At 61.1% G+C, this 12,532-nt stretch carries 19 protein-coding genes; 13 read left to right on the top strand and 6 right to left on the bottom strand.

All coding sequences use genetic code 11. The features are described 5' to 3' along the window. Nucleotides 1–27 precede the first annotated feature (27 nt). The 11 genes from urtE to ureG all read left to right on the top strand — a co-directional run bounded on the left by urtE (nucleotide 28) and on the right by ureG (nucleotide 7,949). Nucleotides 28–720 (top strand): urea ABC transporter ATP-binding subunit UrtE, encoded by a 693-nt coding sequence (urtE, locus tag OKW41_RS44125; RefSeq protein WP_018419653.1) that lies wholly within the window; start codon nucleotides 28–30, stop codon nucleotides 718–720. A gap of 75 nt (nucleotides 721–795) precedes the next feature. Further along, the gene (locus tag OKW41_RS44120) at nucleotides 796–1,155 is read left to right on the top strand and encodes a hypothetical protein (RefSeq protein ID WP_260336301.1); all 360 of its coding nucleotides are present in this window, start codon (nucleotides 796–798) and stop codon (nucleotides 1,153–1,155) included. Nucleotides 1,156–1,213: 58 nt separating this feature from the next. Continuing rightward, nucleotides 1,214–1,411 (top strand): hypothetical protein, encoded by a 198-nt coding sequence (locus OKW41_RS44115; protein WP_018419651.1) that lies wholly within the window; start codon nucleotides 1,214–1,216, stop codon nucleotides 1,409–1,411. A 71-nt stretch (nucleotides 1,412–1,482) separates the two neighbouring features. After that, on the top strand, nucleotides 1,483–2,352 hold the full coding sequence (locus OKW41_RS44110; protein ID WP_429576312.1) for an urease accessory protein UreD: 870 nt from the start codon (nucleotides 1,483–1,485) through the stop codon (nucleotides 2,350–2,352). Nucleotides 2,353–2,565: 213 nt separating this feature from the next. Beyond that, nucleotides 2,566–3,378: a transporter substrate-binding domain-containing protein gene (locus OKW41_RS44105; protein ID WP_429452807.1), complete on the top strand. Its 813-nt coding sequence runs from the start codon at nucleotides 2,566–2,568 to the stop codon at nucleotides 3,376–3,378. 161 nt (nucleotides 3,379–3,539) lie between these two features. Continuing rightward, nucleotides 3,540–3,842, top strand: coding sequence for an urease subunit gamma (gene ureA, locus OKW41_RS44100; RefSeq protein WP_008923043.1), 303 nt, complete (start codon nucleotides 3,540–3,542; stop codon nucleotides 3,840–3,842). A gap of 25 nt (nucleotides 3,843–3,867) precedes the next feature. Next, complete coding sequence (locus OKW41_RS44095) at nucleotides 3,868–4,173, top strand: urease subunit beta (protein WP_018419648.1); 306 nt, start codon at nucleotides 3,868–3,870, stop codon at nucleotides 4,171–4,173. 76 nt (nucleotides 4,174–4,249) lie between these two features. Further along, nucleotides 4,250–5,956 (top strand): urease subunit alpha, encoded by a 1,707-nt coding sequence (ureC, locus tag OKW41_RS44090; protein WP_429576311.1) that lies wholly within the window; start codon nucleotides 4,250–4,252, stop codon nucleotides 5,954–5,956. 2 nt (nucleotides 5,957–5,958) lie between these two features. Further along, nucleotides 5,959–6,606 carry an urease accessory protein UreE gene (gene ureE / locus OKW41_RS44085; RefSeq protein ID WP_429576310.1) on the top strand — a complete coding sequence of 216 codons (648 nt, stop codon included), beginning with the start codon at nucleotides 5,959–5,961 and terminating at the stop codon, nucleotides 6,604–6,606. Beyond that, complete coding sequence (locus tag OKW41_RS44080; RefSeq protein WP_429576564.1) at nucleotides 6,593–7,273, top strand: urease accessory protein UreF; 681 nt, start codon at nucleotides 6,593–6,595, stop codon at nucleotides 7,271–7,273. The genes ureE and OKW41_RS44080 overlap by 14 nt, the downstream gene beginning before the upstream one ends. A 19-nt stretch (nucleotides 7,274–7,292) precedes the next feature. Beyond that, nucleotides 7,293–7,949: an urease accessory protein UreG gene (gene ureG, locus OKW41_RS44075; RefSeq protein ID WP_429576309.1), complete on the top strand. Its 657-nt coding sequence runs from the start codon at nucleotides 7,293–7,295 to the stop codon at nucleotides 7,947–7,949. 115 nt (nucleotides 7,950–8,064) lie between these two features. Here the strand turns inward: ureG and OKW41_RS44070 are convergent, their stop codons facing one another. From OKW41_RS44070 to OKW41_RS44045, 6 genes are all read right to left on the bottom strand, one after another. Beyond that, nucleotides 8,065–8,457, bottom strand: a complete 393-nt coding sequence (locus tag OKW41_RS44070) for a hypothetical protein (protein ID WP_429576308.1) — start codon at nucleotides 8,455–8,457, stop codon at nucleotides 8,065–8,067. Nucleotides 8,458–8,510: 53 nt separating this feature from the next. Beyond that, nucleotides 8,511–8,687, bottom strand: a complete 177-nt coding sequence (locus OKW41_RS44065) for a hypothetical protein (protein ID WP_429452815.1) — start codon at nucleotides 8,685–8,687, stop codon at nucleotides 8,511–8,513. A gap of 247 nt (nucleotides 8,688–8,934) precedes the next feature. Then, a complete protein-coding gene (locus tag OKW41_RS44060; RefSeq protein WP_429576307.1) occupies nucleotides 8,935–9,429 on the bottom strand; it encodes a hypothetical protein in 495 nt (164 codons plus the stop codon). After that, nucleotides 9,426–9,938 (bottom strand): N-acetylmuramidase domain-containing protein, encoded by a 513-nt coding sequence (locus OKW41_RS44055; protein ID WP_429576306.1) that lies wholly within the window; start codon nucleotides 9,936–9,938, stop codon nucleotides 9,426–9,428. Before OKW41_RS44055 ends, OKW41_RS44060 begins: the two co-directional genes overlap by 4 nt. Continuing rightward, nucleotides 9,898–10,968, bottom strand: a complete 1,071-nt coding sequence (locus tag OKW41_RS44050) for a hypothetical protein (protein ID WP_429576305.1) — start codon at nucleotides 10,966–10,968, stop codon at nucleotides 9,898–9,900. The genes OKW41_RS44055 and OKW41_RS44050 overlap by 41 nt, the downstream gene beginning before the upstream one ends. Before the next feature lie 386 nt (nucleotides 10,969–11,354). Further along, nucleotides 11,355–11,873, bottom strand: coding sequence for a hypothetical protein (locus OKW41_RS44045; protein WP_429576304.1), 519 nt, complete (start codon nucleotides 11,871–11,873; stop codon nucleotides 11,355–11,357). Between the two features lie 181 nt (nucleotides 11,874–12,054). Between OKW41_RS44045 and OKW41_RS44040 the strand changes: the two genes are divergently transcribed. Next, nucleotides 12,055–12,291: a hypothetical protein gene (locus tag OKW41_RS44040; protein ID WP_429452823.1), complete on the top strand. Its 237-nt coding sequence runs from the start codon at nucleotides 12,055–12,057 to the stop codon at nucleotides 12,289–12,291. Beyond that, a complete protein-coding gene (locus OKW41_RS44035) occupies nucleotides 12,282–12,509 on the top strand; it encodes a hypothetical protein (RefSeq protein WP_429576303.1) in 228 nt (75 codons plus the stop codon). Before OKW41_RS44040 ends, OKW41_RS44035 begins: the two co-directional genes overlap by 10 nt. The last annotated feature ends 23 nt before the right edge of the window (nucleotides 12,510–12,532 follow it).

The raw sequence follows: 12,532 nt of genomic DNA, 5'->3' as shown, positions 1-12,532 counted from the left end.
TCGTCAACCCGACAGGACGACTGAACAATGCTCGAAGTAGACCGACTGAACCAATACTACGGCGGCAGCCATATTCTGCGCGACGTGAAGCTCACGGTGCCCGACGGCAAGCTGACGGTGCTGCTCGGGCGCAACGGCGTCGGCAAGACCACGCTGCTGCGCTGCCTGATGGGCGTCGTGCCCGCGAAAAGCGGCGCGATCGCATGGCGCGGCGAACAGTTGATGAAACTGCCGACCCATGCCCGCGTTGCCCAGGGGCTCGCCTACGTACCGCAGGGCCGCGATATCTTTCCGCGCCTCACCGTCGAGGAAAATCTGCTGGTCGGCGCCGCGAGCAGAAAGGCGCCGAAGAAAATCCCCGAGCGCATCTACGAGCTTTTCCCGGTACTGAAGGACATGCGCAACCGGCGCGGCGGCGATCTCTCCGGCGGTCAGCAGCAACAGCTCGCGATCGGCCGCGCGCTGATGAGCGAGCCGCAACTGCTGATCCTCGATGAGCCGACCGAGGGCATCCAGCCGTCGATCATTCAGGACATCGGCCGCACGCTGCGGCAGCTCGTCGAGGACATGGGCATGACGGTGCTGCTGGTCGAGCAGTACTACGACTTCGCCAAAGCGATCGCCGATCGTTACTGGGTGATGAGTCGCGGCGAGATCGTCGCGGGCGGCGAGGGGGCGAACATGGATGCGGACGGAGTAAGGGGATTGATTGCCGTGTAAGCGAGCTCAAGTTATCCGCCGCGCAACCGTTACACAGGCTAGGCAACGCCGCAACGGTTCGACGAGGTGGACACCATGGACGACAACAAGCAGGTCAGACGCGAGTTTTACAGAAACCCAGCCTCCTATTGCAGGGTGATGAACGTCGTGTCGGCGGTCACTTTTGGTCTATTCGAAGTGGACAGCGGCGGTACGGTCGGCATGCTGTCGGTGCGCTGGGAGAAGCTCGGCAACGAACTCGCGCCCCAGCTGCACGCGTATTACGACAGCTGGCACGTGCTCGCGTCGTTCCCCGACGTTCTCGCGAGAATGGCCGGGACGACCGGGCCGTCGTGTTCGCCGGAAGCTTTCTGTCAGCTGTTGCTCGACTGCGGATTCATCAATCGCGCGGAACGGGGCGTGGACGATCACGCCGAGCCGACACTCGTACGCTAGACGCCGCCGCGATACGGCCTGGGTCGGCGACACAAAATCGATATAGAGGGAGAAAAGCATGTCCGTGACGGTTCACGTCGAATATCAGTATTGCCAACATGGCAAGAAAGCAATCCAGACAGGCAGCGACTCGTTGACCGTCCAGGAAAACACCCCCCGCGCGATCCTTGCGTTGCTGCGACTGTTGCATCCGCAGTGGGAGGGCATCAAGGTGCTGTCGGTGACCGAGGCCTCGCCCGAGGGGGCCGCTTCGTAGCCGCTTCCGCGGCTTCCGCGCTTCGACACGCGTGCTATCCTCGTCGCACGCCGATTCCCCAATCCATCCGCATGTCGCTTCACGAAAACCACGCCACGCTCGCCGCCGCGCACACGCCGTGGCGCGCGCGACTCGAACTCGGCTTCGTCGGCGGCGACGCTCGCACGACGCTCGCGCACCGGCTGCACGACGGACCGCTGCGCGTGCAACGGCCGCTCTATCCGGAAGGCCCGTCGATCTGTCACGCGGTGATCGTGCATCCGCCCGGCGGCGTCGCGGGTGGCGATCAGCTCGACATCGACATCACGCTCGCCGCGCACACGCACGCGGTGCTGACGACGCCGGGCGCAACCAAGTGGTACAAGTCGAACGGCCGCGCGGCGCGGCAGCGCATCGCGCTGCGTGTCGGTGAGCACGCGAAGCTCGACTGGCTGCCGCAGAACAACATCGTGTTCGATCACGCGAACGCGCATCTCGATTTTTCGCTGACGCTCGCGGACGGCGCGAGCGCAATCGGCTGGGACGCGACCCAGCTCGGACGCCAGGCGGCCGGCGAACGCTGGTCGGCGGGTAGCTTGCGCGCGGTGTCGCGCATCGTCGGCGCGAATGGCGAGCTGCTGTGGTTCGAACGCGCGAGCCTCACCGCCGACGATCCGCTGCGCGACGCGCCGCAGGGGCTCGCCGGCTTTCCGGCCTACGGCACGCTGTGGGCCGTAGGCGCCGCTTGCGACGACGCGCTCGCCGAATCGCTGAGCGCGCAACTGCCGTTCGACGACACGTTGCGAGCAGCCGCCTCGTGCGTGACGAACGGCGTGCTGCTCGTGCGCGCGGTGTCGCGCTCGATGGAAACGCTGCAGCACGCGCTCACGCGCTGTTGGCTGCAATTGCGGCCGGTCGTGCATGGTGTCGCGGCGGTGCCGTTGCGGATCTGGTCGACCTGAGAGCGCGGCTTCCCGCTTTCGTCTTCATCACGCTCTTTGCGCACCAAGGCGGCGCACGCGCACGCCCCAACCATGTGCGCGAACTGGCGTCGCACGCCGCCCCGCCACGCCACAGGGGGGATGGCACACAGCTTGCGTTGCACTCGCCACTTCGCGGCCGGCCACGATGAAGCCAGCGAGGACCCGACACCGACACCACCACTGCTCACGCCCATGACCCGCACTCTCTCCCGCTCCGCGCGCCGCGCCCTGCTGGCCGCATTGCTCGCCCTGCCCATCGTCGCCGATCTCGCGTTTCATGCGGGCTCCGCGCACGCCGACACGCTCGACGACATCGCCAAGGCCGGCGTGCTGAAGGTCGCCGTGCCCGAGGACTATCCGCCGTTCGGCTCGGTCGGCCTCGACATGAAGCCGCAGGGCTATGACATCGACACGGCCGCGCTGCTCGCCAAAGCGATGAACGTGAAGCTCGAACTCGTGCCGGTCAACAGCGCGAACCGCATTCCGTATCTGCAAACGGGCAAGGTCGACCTCGTGATCTCGTCGCTCGGCAAAACGCCGGAGCGCGAAAAGGTGATCGACTTTTCGAACGCGTACGCGCCGTACTACCAGGGCGTGTTCGGTCCCGCCGACATCAAGGTGAGCGGTCCCGCCGATCTCACCGGCAAGACCGTCGGCGCGACGCGCGGCGCGCTCGAGGAAATCGGTCTCACGCAGATGGCGCCGAACGCGACGATCAAGCGCTTCGAGGACAACAACGCGACGATCGCCGCGTTCCTGTCCGGCCAGGTGCAGCTGATCGCGGCCGGCAACATCGTCGCGGCGGCGATCCTCGCGAAGAATCCGCCGCGCCGTCCGGAGCCGAAGTTCGTGATCAAGAACTCGCCGTGCTTCGTCGGCATGAACAAGAACGAGCCGCGCCTGCAACAGAAGGTCGATGCCGCGATCGCCCAGGCCAAACACGACGGCACGCTCGGTGCGATGTCGAAGAAGTGGTTCGGCGCACCGCTGCCCGCCGATCTGTAATTTTGCAGACGCGGTGGCATGCGCGGTCGCAAACGTAGTTGTAAGCGCGCCGTTAGCCGGACTTGATACCGTGACCGGATGATCGCGCGACGCCAGGCCCCCGTCACCGCGACGCGACCACGACGCCGCCACGACACATCAAACGCCGAGACCCACACCCGATGAAGCTGACACCTCGCGAGAAGGACAAGCTGCTGATCTTCACCGCCGCGCTGCTCGCCGAACGGCGCCGCGCGCGCGGCCTCAAGCTGAACTATCCGGAGGCGGTCGCCTTCATCACCGCCGCGCTGATGGAAGCCGCGCGCGACGGCAAGAGCGTCGCCGAGGTGATGCACTATGGCACCACGCTGCTCACGCGCGCCGACGTGATGGAGGGCGTGCCCGAGATGATCCCCGACATCCAGGTCGAAGCGACGTTTCCCGACGGCACCAAGCTTGTCACCGTCCATCACCCGATTCCCTGAACTCCTCTTCGTCAAGGCAGGCCCCATGATTCCCGGCGAACTCCTCATCGACGACGGCGAGCACGAACTGAACGCGGGCCGCGCGACGGTCACGGTGGTCGTGTCGAATACCGGCGACCGTCCCGTGCAGATCGGCTCGCATTACCATTTCTACGAGGTGAACGACGCGCTGTCGTTCGATCGCGAAGCGGCGCGCGGCTTTCGCCTGAACATCGCTGCGGGCACCGCGGTGCGCTTCGAGCCCGGTCAGGAGCGCACCGTCGAACTCGTCGCGCTGGCCGGCGAGCGCATCGTCTACGGCTTCAACGGCAAGGTGATGGGCAAGCTGTGATGCGCTGCCCGCGCCCTGGCGTTTCGACCGCCCTGCTCCGCCTTGCCTTGCCTGTCGCTCATTTCGGACCCACACCATGACACTACGCATTGGCCGCCGCGCGTACGCGGAGATGTTCGGCCCCACCACCGGCGATCGCGTGCGCCTCGCCGACACCGAACTGCTGATCGAGATCGAGCGCGACTTCACGACCTACGGCGAAGAGGTCAAGTTCGGCGGCGGCAAGGTGATTCGCGACGGCATGGGCCAGTCGCAGCGTGTGCATGCCGAGGTCGTCGATACCGTCGTGACGAACGCGGTGATCCTCGATCACTGGGGCGTCGTGAAGGCCGACATCGGCATCAAGGACGGCCGCATCGCGGCGATCGGCAAGGCCGGCAATCCCGACATCCAGCCGAATGTGACGATCGCGATTGGAGCCTCCACCGAAGTGATCGCGGGCGAAGGGCTGATCGTGACCGCGGGCGGCATCGATACGCACATCCACTTCATCAGCCCGCAGCAGATCGAGGAAGCACTCGCGAGCGGCGTGACGACGATGCTCGGCGGCGGCACCGGCCCCGCGACCGGCACGAATGCGACCACCTGCACACCGGGGCCGTGGCATCTCGAACGCATGCTGCAAGCGGCCGACGGCTATCCGATGAACCTCGGCTTTCTCGGCAAGGGCAACGTGAGCCAGCCAGCCCCGCTGACCGAACAGATCGCCGCGGGCGCGATCGGCCTGAAGCTGCACGAGGACTGGGGCACGACACCCGCGGCGATCGACAACTGCCTTGGCGTCGCCGACGATACCGACACGCAGGTCGCGATCCACACCGATACGCTAAACGAAGCGGGCTTCGTCGAAGCGACCGTCGCCGCGTTCAAGGGCCGCACGATCCACACCTATCACACCGAGGGCGCGGGCGGCGGCCACGCCCCGGACATCATCAAGGTGTGCGGCGAAGCGAACGTGCTGCCGTCGTCGACGAATCCGACGCGACCCTACACGGTCAACACGCTCGACGAGCATCTCGACATGCTGATGGTGTGCCATCACCTCGATCCGTCGATTGCCGAAGACATCGCGTTCGCCGAATCGCGGATTCGCCGCGAGACGATCGCCGCCGAGGACATCCTGCACGATCTCGGCGCGCTGTCGATGCTTTCTTCGGATTCGCAGGCGATGGGCCGCGTCGGCGAAGTGATCATCCGCACGTGGCAGACCGCGCACAAGATGAAGGTGCAACGCGGCGCGCTGCCCGAGGACAACGCGCGCCACGACAATTTCCGCGCGAAACGCTATGTCGCGAAGTACACGATCAATCCGGCGATCACGCACGGCATCGCGCATGAAGTCGGTTCGATCGAACCGGGCAAGTGGGCCGACCTCGTGTTCTGGGAGCCGGCGTTCTTTGGCATCAAGCCGTCGCTGATCCTGAAGGGCGGCATGATCGCGATGGCGCAGATGGGCGATCCGAATGCATCGATTCCGACGCCGCAACCCGTGCACTATCGCGAGATGTTCGCGACGCGCGGCGGAGCGCTGGGCCGCACGTCGCTGACCTTCGTGTCGCAACTCGCCGCCGATGCGAATGTGGCCGAACGCTATGGTTTGCACAAGCGCATTGTCGCGGTGAAGAACTGCCGCAACGTGACGAAGGCCGACATGATTCACAACGCGTGGCGCCCGAACATCAGCGTCGATCCGGAAACCTACCAGGTGATCGCCGACGGCCAGTTGCTGACCTGCGATCCGGCCACCGTGCTGCCGATGGCGCAACGCTATTTCCTGTTCTGATCATGCGTACACTGAACAAACTTCTCGCGCCGCATCTGAAGATCGCGCCGGTACTCGTCAAGCGCGCGCCGACCTTGACGCTCGCGTTCGATGAACGTCGCAAGAGCCGTCTTGCCGCGACGCTCGATGACGGCGAGGAAATCGCATTGCTGTTGCCGCGCGGCACCGTGCTGCGCGATGGCGACGTGCTCGTCGCCGATGATGGCGGGCTCGTGCGTGTCGTTGCGGCTGATGAAGCCGTGCTTGTCGTACGCGCATCGGACGCGTTGACGTTGACGCGCGCCGCCTATCACCTCGGCAATCGTCATACGCCGGTCGAAGTGGGCGCCGATTATCTGAAGCTCGAATACGATCCGGTGCTCGCCGACATGCTCAAACGCATCGGCGCGACGGTCGAGCAGGTGTCGCTGCCGTTTCAGCCTGAGACCGGGGCGTATGGCGGTGGACATAAGCATGGGCACGACGAGACGTTCGCCGAGGACTATGCGATCGCGCAACAGGTGTTTGGTGAGCATCATGGGCATGAGCATGCTCATGCCCATGAGGGCTCTTCGCACCCGCACGATCACGATCACGATCACGACCATGACCACGTGCACGACGAATCGTGCGGACATGGACACCACCCGCATCGTCATGCGCATCGCTGAATTCACCGCGCTGCTGCATCTCGCGTCGCCAGCACTGCCGATTGGCGCGTTCAGCTATTCGCAGGGTCTCGAAGCGGCGATTGAATCGCTGCTCATCACTGATGCCGACTCCGCGCGCATATGGATCGAACGCGGCCTGACCGACGTGCTCGCGCGCGGCGAGTTGCCGTTCCTCGCGCAGCAGATTGAACGCTGGCGCACCCACGACGCCGTGGAACTCGCCGACGCCAACGCCGAATTCCTCGCGAGCCGCGAGTCCGCCGAACTGCGCCGCGAAACGGAGCAGATGGGCTGGTCGCTGCGACAGCTGTGTGTGTCGCTCGAATGGGGCGACGTGGCGAGGCGCGAAACGCTCGCGTCGCTGACGCCACTCGCGCAGCCGAGCGCGTTCGCATTCGCCGCTCACGCGCACAATGCTCCGGTCGATGCCGCGCTCGCCGCCTATGCGTTCAGCTGGGTCGAGAACCAGACCGCCGCCGCGTTGAAGGCGGTGCCGCTCGGCCAACTCGCGGGGCAACGCATCATCGTCGCGCTGCGTGAGCCGATCGACGCGGCCGTCGCGCGCGCGCTGGCGACCTCGCGTGACGACCTCAACACGTTCGCGCCGCAGCTCGGCATTCTGTCGGCGCGCCACGAGTCGCAGTATTCGCGGCTCTTCCGCTCGTAGCACGATCACACGATCCATCATGAACGCATCTCATCATTCCGCTTCCGCTACCCCTATCCGCACGAAGAAGCTGCCGCCGCTGCGCGTGGGCGTCGGCGGCCCGGTCGGCTCGGGCAAGACCACGCTGCTCGAAATGCTGTGCAAGGCGATGCGCGACCAGTACGACCTCGTCGCGATCACGAACGACATCTATACGAAAGAGGATCAGCGTCTGCTGACCGTCGCGGGCGCGCTGCCGGCCGAGCGCATCATGGGCGTCGAGACGGGCGGCTGCCCGCACACCGCGATCCGCGAGGACGCATCGATCAACCTCGAAGCGGTCGACCGCATGCTCACGCGTTTTCCGGATGCGGACATCGTGTTCATCGAATCGGGCGGCGACAACCTCGCGGCGACTTTCAGCCCGGAGCTGTCGGACCTGACGATCTACGTGATCGACGTCGCGGGCGGCGAGAAGATTCCGCGCAAGGGCGGACCAGGGATCACGAAGTCGGATCTGCTCGTGATCAACAAGACCGATCTCGCGCCGCTGGTGGGCGCGAACCTCGATGTGATGGCATCCGATGCGAAGAAGATGCGCGGCGAGCGGCCGTTTGTGATGTGTAATCTGAAGGCGCTCGAGGGTCTTGATGATGTGGTGAAGTTTATTGAAAAGAAGGGGTTGTTGAAGGTGTGAGGGTGGGTTTGGGAATGTCTGTTGTCGCGAAAATTGTGTGCGGCGGATCGTGGTCCTAGTCTTGACATTCGAAATTGATCCATATCCCCTTTAATCAAGTAAGATTTTTCAATGCCTAGTGATTTTGGGGAGTTAAAAAGAATGCCCTATTACTAACTACCGCCCTCTCATTTGGAGCCTGAATACTGCCATAGGTTTGAGCATCACAACCAATCACTCTCTTCATTGCCTGCAACAAGACCGGATCATCGGATATTTCTTTGTTCCCGCAAAGAGCCGAAGACCTCAATTCGGCCTCTGGCGTCAGAAATTTTCCCTGGCCAAGCAGCAGCATCGGCGCAGAATATGCATTTGATGGCTCTGACAACGCTGATGAATTAAACGCAGCAATCTGCCTCACAAAAAAATTAACCTCATCTCTTGAATAATTTTGGTTTGATCGTGCATCGATGCTTTCGATTTTTCCAAGATGGAGATTCGTTTGAACGGTGCCAATTGATGTCAGCACTCCATGATGCGACGAAAATCAAAGCGATGAGCAGCAAAGATTTTATTGCGAAATCAAATTGTCGATTTTTTAGCATCAACTGCCTCCACTGCTTCCGCAATACGTTGCGAATGGGTACCCCGCAGGAAATTCATCGACAGCCCATTCGGATTGACGTGAACACATCGCATTCGGGGAATGCCTAGGACTTTAACCAACTGAGCTTTTTGCTTTTTGCTTTCTACTGCCATGTCGGTGCTCTGTAGGCGAATTCGATCAAACACCGCTCGCATCTGGCTCTCGCTTGCAGCACGCCACCCCACTTCGGTAGCGGACAATGGGCGGCACGCATCGCAACCCACCTCGAAACGCCTTTGCCAATCGTAACGCGTGCCGTGCACACGCGCGGCGCGTGTTGTCCCACTGAAGCGCGAGGCAGCGCATGTGTATGGAGGAGTGATTTACCATCGGCCCTAATCGCAACAAAGCCAATGAAACTCAAGAGCAGCCAAGCGCGCTACTCTCATCGCACCTCAAATGCTTAAGGATTATTGACATGTTATCAATCACTTGCGATTGGCATTTAATCTGCCGTTCATCGCCCCCATTCTTAGATACCGCCACACCATAGTTGGAAACTTGAGATTCGGTAGCGTCATAATTCCGGAATACCGAGTATTCGTACCCCGCCCTTATGAAATGAATCCGCGTGTAATCAACATTCTGTCGAAAATAGTGATTATAATAAAATTCCCCTTCATCTCCTTGTTTTGCAGAATAGGACATCTCTATTTCTCCAGGCTTCCCAAATCGATAAGTTATCGTTTGAGTGCGCTTATCCATGCACAACGCGATAGTTTTTGAAGCCATAGTCAAGCAGGAAAAAACCACAGATTCCGGTGACTTGCATAGCGAGGGCGCAGCTATAGCCAACTCGCAAAAAGCGCCGCCAAACAGCGTCATCGCGCAGATTACATACTTGATTGATTTCATCGCCCACCTTGCTCCCTATAATTTCTTGCGATAGTTTCATCGTAGCCCTCTTGCGTTGGACCGTTGTATCTCACTGCGAACCCATGCCAGTCTTTACCGGACAGAGCCTTTTTCAAGACCGGATCTGCCTTGATAAAAGAAACAAACGCCCGAAGTTGATAAAGCTCAGACTCACTCACCGACGCAACATAGTCTTGCACATTATGGAAGCCCGTCGCCTTGAAATTGCTTCCTAATATCTGAAATCGTCCCCAAGATGAAGAAAGCAGTGCCGCATTTGAGTCGAGCGCATATGCTTCCATTAATTTTTCGTATTGAACCGTTTTTCTCCCGTAACCGCCTTGTAGGGGATTGGAAATGTGGGGATGGCTTTGATCGTAATTACCGTGGGTTGCGCGATGAAACAGATGTCGTTCGAAGAGAATAGTTGGCACCAAATCATCCCCCGAAGCCAATTCTTGGTCGGGTTTAAAGTACTGGCCTAACGAACCTGTTTCCGTTTTTTGCAACCGCCTTAATTGCTTGCACCTCACACCCCAACTCCGTAGCGGCATCGGTATAGGCTTTTTCGTTAAGCGGCTGGCCATTGGATTTCAGTAAAAACTGAAGTTCGATTCGTTGTCCATGGATGGTAATAAACGGATGCGCGGAACCTTGACCAAAATTCCCCACCAGCCCAATCGGATTGATGTGATACACATCGGAGCCGGGAAAGCCAGGGACTCTAGCCGCAACCTCGTCCCACCAAACAAGCTTCGCGATACGCTTTTTTTCCTCTTCATGCTCAGGCTTTGGCCCGGTGCGCTGCTCGATTGCACTGATCAGCGCCTGCCACTTTGCCGGGTTGGCCCATTCGCTTTCGTGCTTCGGAATGAGACGCGATGCCCGAACCGCGACCCACGGAAATCCGGAATTCTGAGGGCTTCGTCCTACACTGCAAAGATCGTCCGCCGCGTGTACGCCGTCTCCGGTTGGATAGAGCACACGGTAGAGTGAACTCATGAGCGGACTCAGCTTGCCAAGAGAACCCGCACCGGGCACATCACTTCCGAGCGCATAGTCCACATAGTCGCCAGTGGTCGCGAAAATGGTGTGCGTCGGATCGTGCTCCCCGTCATGACACCCGAAATCGATCCAGCTTTGCGAAAACTCACGGGTAACGCGACCGCCGGCAAAGCTCTGCTCACGCACCCACCCTGAGATCGGATTGCGTTGCACATCGGCGGCGTCCACTTTCCACCAGCGCCACTTGTCCCTGTCGGCGCCGGGATCTTTTTCGATGAACAGGTGATCCGCATCCTGCGGCAGCGTGGCAAACGCGCAAACCTGGATCACATCGGTCTGTTTCGGATCCCGACCGGGTTGCCCATGGTCACGGTACAGAGTCGTTCCACGCTCAACGCGCAGGATCGTCGGATCTGCGGGCAGACCGAGTTGACTCCACTGCTTCGGATTTGCACAGTTGGTCTTGATCCACGCGCGTCCGGCCTCGATGAACTGCCTGATCCCCTCGCCGCAGAACACCTCGATGTGCGCCATCCGGGTTCCGGGCTGCACGCCTGATCAGTGATGACAATCACACAGTCGAAATTCGAATCAGAGATGTTCTCTTCGGCAACCGGGCCGCCGTTCTGCGCACCTAGGTAAATCCAGCCGTTGATAGCCACGGCGGGCGCGACATAGTCACCCGCTACGGGCGCGTGCAGCGTCGCACCGTTCAGGCCGGTTACCTGGCCCCACGCTGCGCCGTGCACCGTTTGCATTTTGCCTATGCTGACGCTCGCACCCTGCGCAAGGATGCCGAGAACGGAGCCGTTAGGCGTCTTGCGCACGTGCAAACCTACCTGCGACGGGTCGGCAATCTGGCCGCTGCGACCCGGCAGGGGCTTGTCCTGTGCGTACTGCGTTAGCTGCCACTGCCGCGATCAGTACGCCGGTTTCTGCCGCTTAGGGAAGTTGCTGTCATAGTCGGCGTTGGACATCAGGTGCATGTACAGGCTGTAGAATGTCAGCTTCGTGCCGCGCGGAAACTCCATCTCATGGCGCACGAGAGCAAAGCCCGTACTGTAGGGCGCCTGAAACGGCATGTTGCTGCCGCCCAGTGCCAGTTGGCTGACCGGATAGTCGCTGTCGGCGCGGTAGGCGACCAGCACGCCATCTGCGATGCAGCGTAGTCCCGCGTCAAGGTCCAGCGCCTGACCTGCGCCGCCCTCAGTGACATGTATCCCACCATGCCACAGACCCTTGCGGCTAGCGAGATACGAGCCGGACGGCTCGCTTGCCGCGAGCAGCCGGAAAACGTCATGCTCATCAGTGAACTGTGCTGATGCCGTGATATTGCCTTGCGGCTTGCGGAGGAAGGGAAAGGCGAATGCCGGTTGCTTGAGACGCGCTACATGTGGCTGTGGTGTCGGTGGTGCATTCGGTGCGAGATTGCTCGTCATGGATTCGGTGCGCTCCTGGATGAATAGGGCCGCACCACGATGACACACAGACAAGCAGCGTCAATTAGCCGACATCTGAATTTAAGCGAACAACTGTCAAACGCTTTTGCCGCAAGCTGCGGCGCGTTCGGTCGCGCGCTACGGGAATTCAGTCGCGCGGATGTTCGCTCTCGAAATCTAGATGCGCAAGCAAGACCCGCAATTCGGGTATCACGCAGCCGTATCCTTGCGGCCACAGGAACAGCGGTTCGCCAAGGCCCCACCGGCTCACCTCGACCTGTTCCCGGCAGAAGCGCAACACGTCGAACGGCAGCCGGTCGAAGGCCTGCCCACCGTCAGCACGCTTTCGCCGCGCGTCAGACTCTACATCGGCGGCATCACAGCGCTGCTCGCACGTTTTTCCATGCGATGTATCTGATTGTCCGGACCATGGCGCGGCATCGATGTACCGAGCTTCGCATCGATCGTTACAGCGATCGTGTATCTCTGGAGATGCAACATGTCAGCATTGGCCGCAACGCTGTGGCTAAACAACACCGTGAGAAAAAAAACATAAAGATGCCGCAGCATCCTCAGGACTTTCCGGAGGTGGCCTGGCGCACCGGAGAGCCATTTCCTGCCGAGCTTTTCGACTGAACAGTCATGGCAAGGCGTTTGAG

Source organism: Paraburkholderia sp. UCT70, from assembly GCF_050434085.1.
Taxonomy (GTDB): domain Bacteria; phylum Pseudomonadota; class Gammaproteobacteria; order Burkholderiales; family Burkholderiaceae; genus Paraburkholderia; species Paraburkholderia tuberum.
This window is presented reverse-complemented; position numbering and strand designations above follow the sequence as displayed.

Excerpts from the sequence above, each read along its gene's own strand:
- urtE (WP_018419653.1), top strand. The coding sequence starts at position 28 with ATGCTCGAAGTAGACCGACTGAACCAATACTACGGCGGCAGCCATATT.
- OKW41_RS44120 (WP_260336301.1), top strand. The coding sequence starts at position 796 with ATGGACGACAACAAGCAGGTCAGACGCGAGTTTTACAGAAACCCAGCC.
- OKW41_RS44115 (WP_018419651.1), top strand. The coding sequence starts at position 1,214 with ATGTCCGTGACGGTTCACGTCGAATATCAGTATTGCCAACATGGCAAG.
- OKW41_RS44110 (WP_429576312.1), top strand. The coding sequence starts at position 1,483 with ATGTCGCTTCACGAAAACCACGCCACGCTCGCCGCCGCGCACACGCCG.
- OKW41_RS44105 (WP_429452807.1), top strand. The coding sequence starts at position 2,566 with ATGACCCGCACTCTCTCCCGCTCCGCGCGCCGCGCCCTGCTGGCCGCA.
- ureA (WP_008923043.1), top strand. The coding sequence starts at position 3,540 with ATGAAGCTGACACCTCGCGAGAAGGACAAGCTGCTGATCTTCACCGCC.
- OKW41_RS44095 (WP_018419648.1), top strand. The coding sequence starts at position 3,868 with ATGATTCCCGGCGAACTCCTCATCGACGACGGCGAGCACGAACTGAAC.
- ureC (WP_429576311.1), top strand. The coding sequence starts at position 4,250 with ATGACACTACGCATTGGCCGCCGCGCGTACGCGGAGATGTTCGGCCCC.
- ureE (WP_429576310.1), top strand. The coding sequence starts at position 5,959 with ATGCGTACACTGAACAAACTTCTCGCGCCGCATCTGAAGATCGCGCCG.
- OKW41_RS44080 (WP_429576564.1), top strand. The coding sequence starts at position 6,593 with ATGCGCATCGCTGAATTCACCGCGCTGCTGCATCTCGCGTCGCCAGCA.
- ureG (WP_429576309.1), top strand. The coding sequence starts at position 7,293 with ATGAACGCATCTCATCATTCCGCTTCCGCTACCCCTATCCGCACGAAG.
- OKW41_RS44065 (WP_429452815.1), bottom strand. The coding sequence starts at position 8,687 with ATGGCAGTAGAAAGCAAAAAGCAAAAAGCTCAGTTGGTTAAAGTCCTA.
- OKW41_RS44060 (WP_429576307.1), bottom strand. The coding sequence starts at position 9,429 with ATGAAATCAATCAAGTATGTAATCTGCGCGATGACGCTGTTTGGCGGC.
- OKW41_RS44050 (WP_429576305.1), bottom strand. The coding sequence starts at position 10,968 with ATGGCGCACATCGAGGTGTTCTGCGGCGAGGGGATCAGGCAGTTCATC.
- OKW41_RS44045 (WP_429576304.1), bottom strand. The coding sequence starts at position 11,873 with ATGACGAGCAATCTCGCACCGAATGCACCACCGACACCACAGCCACAT.
- OKW41_RS44040 (WP_429452823.1), top strand. The coding sequence starts at position 12,055 with ATGCGCAAGCAAGACCCGCAATTCGGGTATCACGCAGCCGTATCCTTG.
- OKW41_RS44035 (WP_429576303.1), top strand. The coding sequence starts at position 12,282 with ATGTATCTGATTGTCCGGACCATGGCGCGGCATCGATGTACCGAGCTT.